Genomic DNA, 11,512 nt, shown 5'->3' on the forward strand with positions numbered 1-11,512 from the left:
CCAGAACCGTCGCTTGTCCTCACGCGTGTGCCAACGACCCACACCAACACCTCACCACTCAAGGTGTTGCAACCACCCCTTGAACCCAAGCGCGGAGATCTGTCGCTTTGGCGGAGGGGTCAGCGCGGCAGGAGCTCAGTTCGGGTGGGTCATGGACAGGACGTCCAGTGCCGCGTCGAGCTGCTCCTCGGTGACCTCGCCACGCTCGACGTGGCCGAGCGCCACGACGGCCTGGCGGACGGTGATGCCCTCGGCGACGGCGTACTTCGCGACCTTCGCCGCGGCCTCGTAGCCGATGACCCGGTTGAGCGGGGTGACGATCGACGGCGACGACTCGGCGAACGCCCGGGCCCGCTCGAGGTTCGCCTGCAGCCCGTCGATGGTCTTGTCGGCCAGCACCCGCGAGCTGTTCGCCAGCAGACGGATCGACTCGAGCAGCGCCGTCCCCATCACGGGGATCGCGACGTTGAGCTCGAACGCACCGGACGCACCCGCCCAGGCGATGGTGGCGTCGTTGCCGATGACCCGCGCGCCCACCATCAGGGTGGCCTCGGGGATCACCGGGTTGACCTTGCCGGGCATGATCGACGAGCCCGGCTGCAGGTCGGGGATGTGCAGTTCGCCGAGCCCGGTGTTCGGGCCCGACCCCATCCAGCGCAGGTCGTTGTTGATCTTCGTCAGGCTGACCGCGAGCACCTTGAGCGCCCCGGAGGCCTCGACCAGGGCGTCGCGCGCGCCCTGGGCCTCGAAGTGGTCGACGGCCTCGGTGATCGGCAGGTCGGTGTCGCTCGCGAGCTGGGCGATCACCCGCTGCGGGAAGCCCTTCGGGGTGTTGATGCCGGTGCCGACGGCGGTGCCGCCGAGCGGGACCTCGGCGACGCGGGGGAGCGTCGCGGTGACCCGCTCGATGCCCAGGCGGATCTGGCGTGCGTAGCCGCCGAACTCCTGGCCGAGGGTGACCGGGGTGGCGTCCATCAGGTGCGTGCGGCCGGACTTCACGGCGTCGGCCCACAACGTGGCTTTGGCCTCGAGCGACTCGGCGAGGTGCTCGAGCGCCGGGACGAGCGAGCGCAGCAGGGCTTCGGTCACGGCGACGTGCACCGAGGTCGGGAACACGTCGTTCGACGACTGCGAGGCGTTGACGTGGTCGTTCGGGTGCACCGCGGTGCCGCCGATGTCCGACGCCAGCGTGGCCAGGACCTCGTTCATGTTCATGTTCGACGAGGTGCCGCTGCCGGTCTGGTACACGTCGACGGGGAACTGGTCGTGGTGCTGCCCACCGATGATCAGGTCCGCCGCGCCCGCGATGGCGTCGGCGACGGCGGGCTCGACGATGCCGAGCTCGCCGTTCACGATGGCCGCAGCGCGCTTGATGCGGGCGAGCGCCACGATCTGGGCCGACTCGAGCCCGGTGCCCGAGATGGGGAAGTTCTCGACAGCGCGCTGGGTCTGGGCGCGGTACAACGCCGACTTCGGCACCCGCACCTCGCCCATGGTGTCGTGCTCGATGCGGAACTCGGTCTCGGTGGTGTCGGTCACGTCGTCGTGGTCCTTCCTGGGGTGCTCGCCGGACGCGGTCGCGTCGGGGGACTGCGCCGGCGCACGAGGTCTCCGTGGGTCACGGAACCGGCGCCGGGCGTCTCGTTCGACTGTACCGGTGCGACGGATGTGGGACGTGCGGGTGCGGCGCCGAGGGGCCGTCAGGCGTTGCCGACCACCGTGTCGATCGTGACCTCGCCCGTGCCGAGGTCGTAGGTCGCGCCGACGACGGCCAGCCGGCCCTCGGCGATCGCGTCGGAGACGGCACCGGAGCGCTCGAGCACCTGGCGGAGCGTGGCCTCGAGGTGGGCGGCGCCGATCGCTTCCTGCGGGAGCTCGGCGTCGGTGGCACGGACCTTCTCGACGCTCGGGGCGATGGCGTCGACCAGGGCCTGCAGGTGCGGCGCGGGGACCGGCTCACCCGAGCGGGCCGCGGCGACGGCACCGCACCGGGTGTGGCGCAGGACGACGACGAGCGGGGTGCCGAGCGCGACGACCGCGAACTCGATCGACCCGAGCACGACGTCGTCGACGATCTGCCCGGCGTTGCGGATGGCGAAGAGGTCACCGATGCCCGCGTCGAACACGTGCTCGAACGGCACGCGCGAGTCGGAGCAGCCGAGGACGGTCGCGAACGGCGCCTGCGACCCCTGGAGCTCGGTGCGGCGGTCGGGGTCCGTGCGGCCCATGCGGCGCTTGTCGGCGGCGAAGCGGGCGTTGCCGTCGACGAGCAGGCGCAGGGCGTCGGACGGGGTGGAGGCGGCGCGGTCGGGCATGGGGCTCCTCGGATCGGGTCGGATCAGGTCGAGTGGTCGGGCTGCGGGGTGTCCGGCAGGATTCGTCCGGCGGTCGCTACTGGGAGAACTGCTTGGTCACGGCCGTGGCCACGGTGCGGTACGACGAGTCGTCGGCGGTGCCGGAGAGCACGATCGTGTTGGTGCCGAACGTGGACACGAGCGAGTACGCGTGGTTGCCGGCGTCCGAGCCCTCGGCCCGTCGGTCGTACACGGTCCACTTCGTGCCGTCGATGACGCGGGTGCCGGTCGACGGTCGCTGGTCGAGCTGGTTCGACACCCACGAGCCGTTGGCGTCCACGCCCTGCTGCAGGCTGAGGTACTGCTTGTCCGGGGTGACGAACCCGACGGTCCAGACGTCGACGTCGTCCGAGGTCTTGTCGGAGAAGTCGGCGCGGTTCGACGTGAACCCGCTCGGCAGGTCGGGGGCGGCGAGCGTGATGTCGCCGACGTGGGCATCGGCCGCGATCTGCTGGTAGTCGACGGTGCGGTCGACCGTGGTGTTCGGCCGCACGACCACGGCGACGAGGAACAGCACGATGCCGAGCGACGCGATGAGCGCGATCACGAGGTTGAAGGCCGTCTGGTGCTGGCGGCGAGCGGTCCGTGCGGCGTCCTTGCGGGCCCAGGTCTCCTCTGCCGTCTCGGGTCGGCCGAGCTCGGCGACGATCGGGCGACCGTTCGCGTCGGTCATCGGGCGGAGCCGTCCTCGGCGCTGCTGGCCGCGCGGGCCGCGTCGAGCCGGGCACGAGCACCGACGAGCCACTCTTCGCAGCGGGCGGCCAGGGCCTCGCCGCGCTCCCAGAGCGACAGCGAGCGCTCGAGGGTCGCGGAGCCCTGTTCGAGCTCGCTCACGACACGCACGAGTTCGTCGCGGGCTGCTTCGTAGCTCAGCGACTGGACGTCGGTCTGCTCGGGTTCCTGCTGGGATGGCACGACTCGATCCTACCGAGGGTCCACCGACTGACCGACGTGCCCGCTGCGCCTGGGGAGAACACCGGCCGGTAGGGTCGCGCCATGACGGATCTCCCCGAGGGCGTGGACTGGTACCCGGCACCGGACGGACCGAGCGCTGGGCGCGACGGGCTGCCGGGCCGCCCCTCGCTCGCGGTCGTCCTGCCCGGGGGTGGGTACGGCATGCACGCTCCGCACGAGGGGGAGGGGTACGCCCGCTGGCTGAACGGGATCGGCATCGACGCGGTCGTGTTCGCGTACCCGCTCGCCCCGCACCGCCACCCGGACGCCGTGGTGGCGACCCGAGCGCTCGTCCGTGACCTGCGTGCCGGACGCTGGGCGGGCCTCCCTGCCGATCCGCGGATCGTCGTGATCGGTTCGTCGGCAGGCGGGCACCTGGCAGCCCTCGTGTCGAACGCACCGACGCCGGCCGAGCGCGCCGTGTCGGACGTCGACGACCGACCCGACCTGACGGTGCTCTGCTACCCGGTGACGTCGATGACGGACCACCCGCACGTCGGCAGCTCCGACAACCTGCTCGGACCGGGCGCGAGCGTCCGCGAGCGGTCCGCGGTGGACGCGGACCTGCTCGTCGACGACCGGACCCCGCCGACCTTCCTGTGGCACACGGCCGAGGACGAGCACGTGCCGGTGACGCACTCGCTGTCCTACGCACACGCGCTGGCGCGGCACGGGGTGCCGTTCGACCTGCACGTGTTCGAGCGCGGGGTGCACGGCATCGGGCTCGCCGAGGGTCTCGGGCCGGCCGAGGCGTGGAGCACGCTGGCGACGACCTGGCTGCGCGACCGCGGCTGGTGACCAGGCCGTCGGCGACCCCGACGCGTCAGGCGGCCGACCCCGAGCCCGACCCGTCCGGACCCGGCCCGTCTGGCTCGAGCGTTCCGGTCGCCGTCCCCGCGCCGAGCGTGACGTGCACCGGCGTCCGTCCGGTCAGGTCGTCGGACGACCGCACCACGCCGCCGTCGGCCCGCTGCACGATCGCGTAGCCGCGGCGCAGGGTGTCGCGCGGCGACAGCGCACGGAGCCTGGCGGTCAGGTGCCCGACCTCGGAGTGGCCGCGCTCGAGCCGACGGTCGAGCAGCTCCCGCGACCGGGACAGGTCGCGGGCCACTTCCTCCGCACGGGTGTCGACGAGCCACGCCGTCGACGCGAGCGCCGGGCGTGACCGGAGTGCTGCGATCCGGTCGGCCTCGACCGCGAGGGTCTGCGACAACCGCAGGCCGATGCGGGCTCGGGCCTGCCGGACGTTCGCGAGCTCCTCCGCGACGTCGGGCACGACGCGCTTGGCGGCGTCGGTGGGGGTGGAGGCGCGGAGGTCCGCGACCTCGTCGAGGATGGGACGGTCGGCCTCGTGCCCGATGGCCGACACGATCGGTGTGCTCGCCGCTGCTGCTGCGCGGACGAGTCCTTCGTCGCTGAAGCCGAGCAGGTTCTGGAAGTCGCCGCCACCACGGGCGATGATGATGACGTCCACCGTCGGGTCGGCGTCGAGCTCGAGGATCGCCGCCGTGACCTCGCCCACGGTCCGCTCGCCCTGCACGGCGGTGTGGACCGTGCGGAACTCGACCTGCGGCCACCGGAGCTGCGCGTTGCGCTTGACGTCCTTCTCGGCGTCGGAGTCCTTGCCGGTGATCAGGCCGATGCGGTGCGGCAGGAACGGCAGACGCTTCTTGCGTGCGGGGTCGAACAGCCCCTCTTCGCCGAGGGTCCGGCGCAGGCGTTCGAGCCGTTCGAGCAGGTCACCGAGACCGACGTGCTTCATCTCGACGACCTGCATGGTCAGCGAGCCGCCCTTGACCCAGTAGTTCGGCTTGACCGCTGCGACGACCCGGTCGCCCTGCTTGATGTCCGCCGGCACCCGGGACCGCACGCTCGACCAGATCGAGAACGACACCGTCGCATCGACCTCGACGTCCTTGAGCTTGCCGTACACGTTGCCGCCGGCGACGTTCCACTGCGTGATCTCGCCCTCGATCCACGCGGTGCCGAGCCGGTCGATCCAGTCGCGGAGCTTCGCGCCGAGGAGCGCGACCGGCCACGGGTTGTCGGCCGTCGGCGGGCCTTGTTCGATCGCCATGTCGCTCCTTCTCGTGCGGGACGTCCATCGTGCCCGACACCGGTGACAGCGGGCGAGCGGCGGGTTCTCCACAGCCGGCCCCCGCGCCCAGGTCGCGTGCGTCCCGCTCACCTATCATCGGGGACGTGACGATCACCAACGGCCACACGGTCCCGCTCGCCCCACCGCGCGTGCACGCGGCGCGTGGGCGACTGCGTGACGAGCCGGTCGCCGGTCCGAAGAAGGTGCTGCTCGCGGCACCCCGCGGCTACTGCGCCGGGGTGGACCGAGCGGTGGTGGCGGTCGAGAAGGCGCTCGAGCAGTACGGCGAGCCCGTCTACGTCCGCAAGCAGATCGTCCACAACGTCCACGTCGTGTCGACCCTCGAGCAGCGCGGTGCGGTGTTCGTCGACGACGTCGCCGAGGTCCCGCGCGGCTCGCACGTGGTGTTCAGCGCCCACGGCGTCTCACCCGCCGTCGTCGCCGGTGCCGCCGACCGCGACCTGCACGCCATCGACGCCACCTGCCCCCTGGTCACCAAGGTCCACCGCGAGGCCACCCGGTTCGCCAAGGCCGAGCGGACCATCATCCTGATCGGGCACACCGGCCACGAAGAGGTCGAGGGCACGATGGGACACGCCCCCGACCGCACGATCCTGGTCAACGGCCCGGACGACGTCGCCGCGCTCGACGTCCCCGATCCCGACAACCTCGTCTGGTTGTCGCAGACCACGCTGAGCGTCGACGAGACGATGGAGACCGTCCGCCTGCTGCGCGAGAAGTACCCGACCATCCAGGATCCGCCGTCCGACGACATCTGCTACGCCACCCAGAACCGCCAGGTCGCGATCAAGAAGGTCGCCCCGGGCACCGACCTGGTGATCGTCGTCGGCTCCGCGAACTCGTCGAACAGCGTCCGTCTGGTCGAGGTCGCCCTGGAGCACGGGGCGAAGGCCGCGCACCGCGTCGACTACGCGGAAGAGATCCGCCAGGAGTGGCTCGACGGCGTCGCCACCGTCGGCGTCACGAGCGGTGCGTCCGTCCCCGAAGAGCTCGTCGCCGAGGTCCTCGAGCAACTCGCCGACGCCGGGTACGGCGCCGTGGAAGAAGTGGTGACCGCACACGAAGACCTGATGTTCTCGCTCCCCAAGGAGCTCCGCACCGACGCGTCGGGCAACCCGACGCGCGCGCTCGGCGGGCGTCGGGCATGAGCGGCGCGGACGGCTGGGGCTCGGTGCCGCAGCGCGAGCCGGGTCACGTCGACGACACGGCGGCACCCGGCCAGGAGGCCCGGGGCACGTCCCCGACGACGGCCGCCGGTGCCGTCAGCGGCCGGGTCCACGGCCGACCCGCCCCCGCGTACGGCGAGTACGCGCCCGAGGGATGGGTCAACCCGGTCCTGGTCGAACAGGAACGTCAGGAGCGCGAGCAGCAGGAGCGCGACCGCCGCCAGCAGGCGGCGAGCCAGGCCGGGCAGGACGGCGCGACCGCGTACCGGTCCGGTGCCGGTGCGCCGACCGGCACCGTGCCTCCAGGACGACCCGGCGCAGCCGGCGACCCGACCACGGGCGGGTCGCAGCGGTCCGCGTCGACGAGCCGGTTCGGACGCACGCCCGCCGACTTCGTCCTGACGGTCGGTCTGCTCGCCTTCGGACTCATCTCCGTGGTGCAGTCCCTCGCGGTGACCAACGTCGCGTCGACGGTGCGTCGGACCCTCGAGACGCAGTACACGGCGCTGAACGACCCGAGTGCACTGAGCGGTGCCGCGATCATCGGGGCGATCACGAACGTCGTGGTCTTCGCGCTCGTGGCGTGGTGGTCGATCCGCCGGCTCCGGGCACGCAAGCGCACGTTCTGGGTGCCGATCGTCGGCGCGGTCGTGGCCACGTTCGTGAGCACCATCGCGTTCGTCGTCGTGGTGTTCCAGGACCCGCAGTTCGTCGAGTTCATGATGCGCCAGGCCGGCGCCTGACCGTCTGACCGTCTGACCGTCTGACCGCCAGGCTGCTCGCGGCGCTGGCATCCGCGCGTCGAGTGGTCGCAACACGCCGCACGCCCGCCGTCGAGCGGTCACGAAGTGTCGTCGGGCGCCGGGGCCCCCGACAGTTCGTGACCACTCGGTCCTGCGTGCGCGGGGAGTCGCGAACACCCCGGCCCGCGGACGCCGGGCAGGTTCAGCCGGGCAGGGCTCAGCCTGCCGGGGCTCAGCCTGCCAGGAACGCCGCGACGGCGCCGTGCAGTGACGCCAGGTCCTCGACGTGCACGAGCTCGCGGATCGAGTGCATCGACAGCAGCCCGACGCCGATGTCGATCGTCGGGATCCCGAGCCGGGTCGCCGCGATCGGGCCGATGGTCGAGCCACCGGGGATCGTGTTGACGTTGACGAACGGCTGCCACGGCACCCCGGCGGTGTCGCACGCGGCGGCCCAGACGGCCTCGCCCTTGGCCTCGGTCATGTAGCGCTGGTTCGCGCTGATCTTCAGCAGCGGACCGGCACCGGGGCGTGGACGGTTCGTCGGGTCGTGCTTCTCCGGCTGGTTCGGGTGCACCAGGTGCCCGGCGTCGCTCGACAGCAGCCACGAGGCGCGGAACGCCCGAGCGGCCTCGGAGCGGGTGGCGCCGAGACCCTCCTGCACGCGGCCGAGGACGTCCTCGAGGAACGGGCCACCGGCACCGGACGGGGTCGAGGAGCCGATCTCCTCGTGGTCGAACGCCGCGAACACGGGGATGTGGTCGCGCTCCGCCGGGGCGTCCACGATGCCGCGGAGCCCGGCGTGCACGCTCGTCAGGTTGTCCATCCGGCCCGACGCCAGGAACTCGCGCTCGATGCCGATGCGGGCGGGGGCCTGGGTGTCGGCGAGGAAGAGGTCCCACGACACGGCATCGTCTCCGAGGCGAGCGCGCAGCCACTCCACGACCGAGGTCCCTCCGCCGTCGCCGTCCACCCCGACGATCGGCAGCGTGTGGCGTTGGCGGTCGATCTCCTTGCCGTCGTTCACCCCGCGGTCGAGGTGGATCGCGAGGTTCGGGATGCGGGCGACCGCGTCGGTGCTGACGAGCCGCACGCTGCCGTCGGCGTCGACGACCCGGCCGACGATGCGCAGGTCGCGGTCGAACCACGTCGACAGGAGCGCGCCGCCGTAGACCTCGACGTTCAGCTGCTCCCACCCGCCGGTGCGGACTCCGGGGTTCGGCTTGATCCGGAACCCGGGGGAGTCGGTGTGTGCGCCGAGGATCCGGAACGGGGTCGTCGCCGGTGCACCCTCCGGCAGGCGCCACGCGATGACCGCACCGTCGCGGACCACGACGTACGCGCCGGGTTCGGACGGCCAGGCGTCGAGCTCGGACAGCTCGGTGAACCCGGCTGCGACGAGGCGGTCGCGGGAGGCCGCTGCCGCGTGGAACGCGGTGGGCGACTCGGTGACGAACTGGGCGAACTCGGAGGCGATGGCGTCGACGGTCACCTGCCCATCGTGGCATGCGGTGGAGTCGACCGGACGCAGAACGGGGCACGTCCGTCGGACGCGCCCCGTTCCTCCCGGCAGTTGCTCCCGGTGTCAGCCCTTGGTGTGACCGGCGGAGCCGAGCACCTTCGCGGCCTCGCCCACGCGAGCCGCCATGGCGGACTCGGCGACCTTGCCCCAGGCGCGGGGGTCGTACTGCTTCTTGTTGCCGACCTCGCCGTCGATCTTCAGGACACCCTCGTAGTTCCGGAACATCGAGTCGGCGATCGAGCGCGTGAACGCGTACTGCGTGTCCGTGTCGATGTTCATCTTGATGACGCCGTTGCGGACGGCCTCGTGGATCTCGTCGTCGGTCGAGCCGGAGCCGCCGTGGAAGACGAGGTCGAGCGGGTTCTCGCCCGTGCCGTGCTTGGCCGCGACCGAGGCCTGGATCTCGCCGAGGAGCTCGGGGCGGAGCTTGACGTTGCCCGGCTTGTAGACGCCGTGCACGTTGCCGAAGGTGAGCGCGGCGATCCAGCGGCCCTTGTCGCCCAGACCGAGTGCATCGACGACCTTCTCGACGTCGTTCGGGGTCGTGTAGAGGGCGTCGTTCGTGCCCTCGTGCTCGACGCCGTCCTCTTCGCCGCCGACGACGCCGATCTCGACCTCGAGGATCGCGTTGATGTTCCGCGTCTTCTCGAGCATGGTCTTCGCGATCTCGATGTTCTCGTCGAGCGGCACGGCCGAGCCGTCCCACATGTGCGACTGGAAGATCGGGTTGCGCCCGGCACGGACCTCTTCCTCGCTCGCCGCGATGAGCGGCAGGACGAAGCCGTCGAGGGCGTCCTTCGGGCAGTGGTCGGTGTGCAGCGCGACCGTGATGTCGTAGTTCTTCGCGACCTCGTGGGCGAACTTCGCCATCGCGAGGGCACCGGCGGCACGGTTCTTGATCGTCTGGCCGGCGAAGTAGTCGGCACCGCCCGTCGTGACCTGGAGGATGCCGTCCGAGCCGGACTCCTGCAGGCCCTGGAGGACCGCGTTGATGGTCTGCGACGAGGACACGTTGACCGCGGGGTACGCGAACTTGCCCGCCTTCGCGCGTTCGATCATCTCGGCGTACTGTTCCGGCGTTGCGATGGGCACGTGGATCTCCTTCGACTTCGGTGATGTCCCCGCCGATCGTAGTCAGCCGGACTGGAGGGACGGTGCGGGTTACGCGGTCGGCTCGCGTCCGCCGTGCACATGCGTGCACGGGCCCGGTGTCCGGACCGCCGGTCGGCCGCCGGTCGGTAGGCTCGGGTCGTGACTCCCTCTACGGAAACCGGCTCCCTGTTCCTCCAGCCCGACCGCAACCTGGCCCTCGAGCTCGTGCGTGCGACGGAGGCCGCCGCGATCCGTGCGCAGCCGTGGGTCGGGCGTGGTGAGAAGAACCTCGCCGACGGCGCCGCGGTCGACGCGATGCGCAAGTTCCTCGGCACCGTGAACTTCGACGGCGTCGTCGTCATCGGTGAGGGCGAGAAGGACAACGCCCCGATGCTCTACAACGGCGAGCACGTCGGCAACGGCCACGGCCCGGCCTGCGACATCGCGGTCGACCCGATCGACGGCACCTCGCTCACCGCCGCCGGTCGTCAGAACGCCATCTCCGTCATGGCCGTCTCGGACCGCGGTTCGATGTACGACCCCTCCGCCGTGTTCTACATGGACAAGATCGCCGCCGGGCCCGAGGGTCGCGGTGTCCTGGACCTCGAGAAGCCGATCGGTGAGAACATCCGCGCGCTGGCGAAGGCCAAGGGCAAGGACCTCGAGGACATGGTCGTGGCCGTGCTCGACCGTCCCCGTCACGACGAGTTGATCCGTGCGATCCGTGCGACCGGTGCCGGGACGCGTCTGCTGCTCGACGGTGACGTCGCCGGTGGCATCGCCGCCGCGCTGCCCGGCTCGACGATCGACATGTGCGTCGGCGTCGGCGGCACCCCCGAGGGCATCATCACGGCGTGCGCGATCAAGGCGCTCGGCGGTGTGATCCTCGGCAAGCTGCAGCCGAAGGACGACGAGGAGCGCGAGCGCGCCATCGCCGCCGGCCACGACCTGGACAAGGTCCTCGACCAGGACGACCTGGTCACGGGTGACAACACGTTCTTCGTCGCCACCGGCGTCACCGACGGCGTCCTGGTCGACGGTGTCCGTCGCTCGCGCGGCGTCATCCACACCGACTCGCTCGTGCTGCGGTCCCGCTCGAACACCATCCGTCGCATCCAGGCGGACCACCGTGCGGAGAAGTGGTTCTGATCCCTGCGAGATCCTGATCGGCGCGAGTCATCGCTGAACCGTCGAGACCCGTCCGCACCACGTCGTCGCGTGGCGCGGACGGGTTTTCCCGTGCACGGGACGAGAGCACACGATGATTCGAATCATCGGCATCTGTGACCCCTGATATGGTCACAACCGCACACCTGTGAAGAAGTGTGCGGAGATCGGACCTGGGGAGGAATGATGGGGCGGCCGTCGGGGTGGGATGTCGTCGATCAGGGTGATGATCCGGTCAAGGGGGATCCGTCGACGTTGCGGATGATGTCGCGGGAGTACCAGCGCATCTCCGACGCCGCGGATGACGCCTCGACCCGGCTGAAGTCGGTGAAGGGGTCCGGGTGGCTGACCGACTGGGAGGGTGAAGCGGCCGATGTGTTCGTCGACGCGATCGA

General features: G+C 71.2%; 12 protein-coding genes. 5 read left to right on the forward strand and 7 right to left on the reverse strand.

Annotation, left to right across the window (positions count from 1 at the left end; all coding sequences use genetic code 11):
* Nucleotides 1-135: 135 nt before the first annotated feature.
* The 4 genes from EDF23_RS18880 to EDF23_RS18895 all read right to left on the reverse strand — a co-directional run bounded on the left by EDF23_RS18880 (nt 136) and on the right by EDF23_RS18895 (nt 3,269).
* On the reverse strand, nt 136-1,539 hold the full coding sequence (locus EDF23_RS18880; protein ID WP_123294166.1) for a class II fumarate hydratase: 1,404 nt from the start codon (nt 1,537-1,539) through the stop codon (nt 136-138).
* 161 nt (nt 1,540-1,700) lie between these two features.
* Complete coding sequence (locus EDF23_RS18885) at nt 1,701-2,315, reverse strand: carbonic anhydrase (protein WP_111084807.1); 615 nt, start codon at nt 2,313-2,315, stop codon at nt 1,701-1,703.
* Nucleotides 2,316-2,391: 76 nt separating this feature from the next.
* The gene (locus EDF23_RS18890; RefSeq protein WP_123340653.1) at nt 2,392-3,027 is read right to left on the reverse strand and encodes a DUF4245 domain-containing protein; all 636 of its coding nucleotides are present in this window, start codon (nt 3,025-3,027) and stop codon (nt 2,392-2,394) included.
* Nucleotides 3,024-3,269 (reverse strand): exodeoxyribonuclease VII small subunit, encoded by a 246-nt coding sequence (locus EDF23_RS18895; RefSeq protein ID WP_111084805.1) that lies wholly within the window; start codon nt 3,267-3,269, stop codon nt 3,024-3,026. Before EDF23_RS18895 ends, EDF23_RS18890 begins: the two co-directional genes overlap by 4 nt.
* A gap of 81 nt (nt 3,270-3,350) precedes the next feature.
* Here EDF23_RS18895 and EDF23_RS18900 point away from each other — a divergent pair, with 81 nt between their 5' ends.
* Nucleotides 3,351-4,106 carry an alpha/beta hydrolase gene (locus EDF23_RS18900; RefSeq protein WP_131922779.1) on the forward strand — a complete coding sequence of 252 codons (756 nt, stop codon included), beginning with the start codon at nt 3,351-3,353 and terminating at the stop codon, nt 4,104-4,106.
* A 25-nt stretch (nt 4,107-4,131) separates the two neighbouring features.
* Here the strand turns inward: EDF23_RS18900 and xseA are convergent, their stop codons facing one another.
* Complete coding sequence (xseA, locus tag EDF23_RS18905) at nt 4,132-5,385, reverse strand: exodeoxyribonuclease VII large subunit (RefSeq protein WP_131922780.1); 1,254 nt, start codon at nt 5,383-5,385, stop codon at nt 4,132-4,134.
* Nucleotides 5,386-5,516: 131 nt separating this feature from the next.
* Between xseA and EDF23_RS18910 the strand changes: the two genes are divergently transcribed.
* Together EDF23_RS18910 and EDF23_RS18915 are read left to right on the forward strand one after the other, a co-directional pair.
* On the forward strand, nt 5,517-6,575 hold the full coding sequence (locus EDF23_RS18910) for a 4-hydroxy-3-methylbut-2-enyl diphosphate reductase (protein WP_123294214.1): 1,059 nt from the start codon (nt 5,517-5,519) through the stop codon (nt 6,573-6,575).
* Nucleotides 6,572-7,336 carry a DUF6264 family protein gene (locus EDF23_RS18915; protein ID WP_131922781.1) on the forward strand — a complete coding sequence of 255 codons (765 nt, stop codon included), beginning with the start codon at nt 6,572-6,574 and terminating at the stop codon, nt 7,334-7,336. Before EDF23_RS18910 ends, EDF23_RS18915 begins: the two co-directional genes overlap by 4 nt.
* A 232-nt stretch (nt 7,337-7,568) precedes the next feature.
* Here the strand turns inward: EDF23_RS18915 and EDF23_RS18920 are convergent, their stop codons facing one another.
* A complete protein-coding gene (locus EDF23_RS18920; protein ID WP_131922782.1) occupies nt 7,569-8,828 on the reverse strand; it encodes a M18 family aminopeptidase in 1,260 nt (419 codons plus the stop codon).
* Between the two features lie 93 nt (nt 8,829-8,921).
* Nucleotides 8,922-9,950, reverse strand: a complete 1,029-nt coding sequence (gene fbaA / locus EDF23_RS18925; protein ID WP_123294161.1) for a class II fructose-bisphosphate aldolase — start codon at nt 9,948-9,950, stop codon at nt 8,922-8,924.
* Nucleotides 9,951-10,109: 159 nt separating this feature from the next.
* On the opposite strand from fbaA, the gene glpX reads away from it, so the two are divergent.
* Together glpX and EDF23_RS18935 are read left to right on the forward strand one after the other, a co-directional pair.
* Nucleotides 10,110-11,099: a class II fructose-bisphosphatase gene (gene glpX, locus EDF23_RS18930; protein ID WP_111084799.1), complete on the forward strand. Its 990-nt coding sequence runs from the start codon at nt 10,110-10,112 to the stop codon at nt 11,097-11,099.
* 204 nt (nt 11,100-11,303) lie between these two features.
* On the forward strand, nt 11,304-11,512 hold a 209-nt coding region (locus tag EDF23_RS18935), incomplete at its 3' end, for a hypothetical protein (RefSeq protein WP_131921961.1).

This window comes from Curtobacterium sp. PhB128 (assembly GCF_004340725.1).
Lineage (GTDB): Bacteria > Actinomycetota > Actinomycetes > Actinomycetales > Microbacteriaceae > Curtobacterium.

Coding starts and splice junctions, on each gene's coding strand:
- EDF23_RS18900 (WP_131922779.1), top strand. CDS start 3,351: ATGACGGATCTCCCCGAGGGCGTGGACTGGTACCCGGCACCGGACGGA.
- EDF23_RS18885 (WP_111084807.1), bottom strand. CDS start 2,315: ATGCCCGACCGCGCCGCCTCCACCCCGTCCGACGCCCTGCGCCTGCTC.
- EDF23_RS18890 (WP_123340653.1), bottom strand. CDS start 3,027: ATGACCGACGCGAACGGTCGCCCGATCGTCGCCGAGCTCGGCCGACCC.
- EDF23_RS18915 (WP_131922781.1), top strand. CDS start 6,572: ATGAGCGGCGCGGACGGCTGGGGCTCGGTGCCGCAGCGCGAGCCGGGT.
- xseA (WP_131922780.1), bottom strand. CDS start 5,385: ATGGCGATCGAACAAGGCCCGCCGACGGCCGACAACCCGTGGCCGGTC.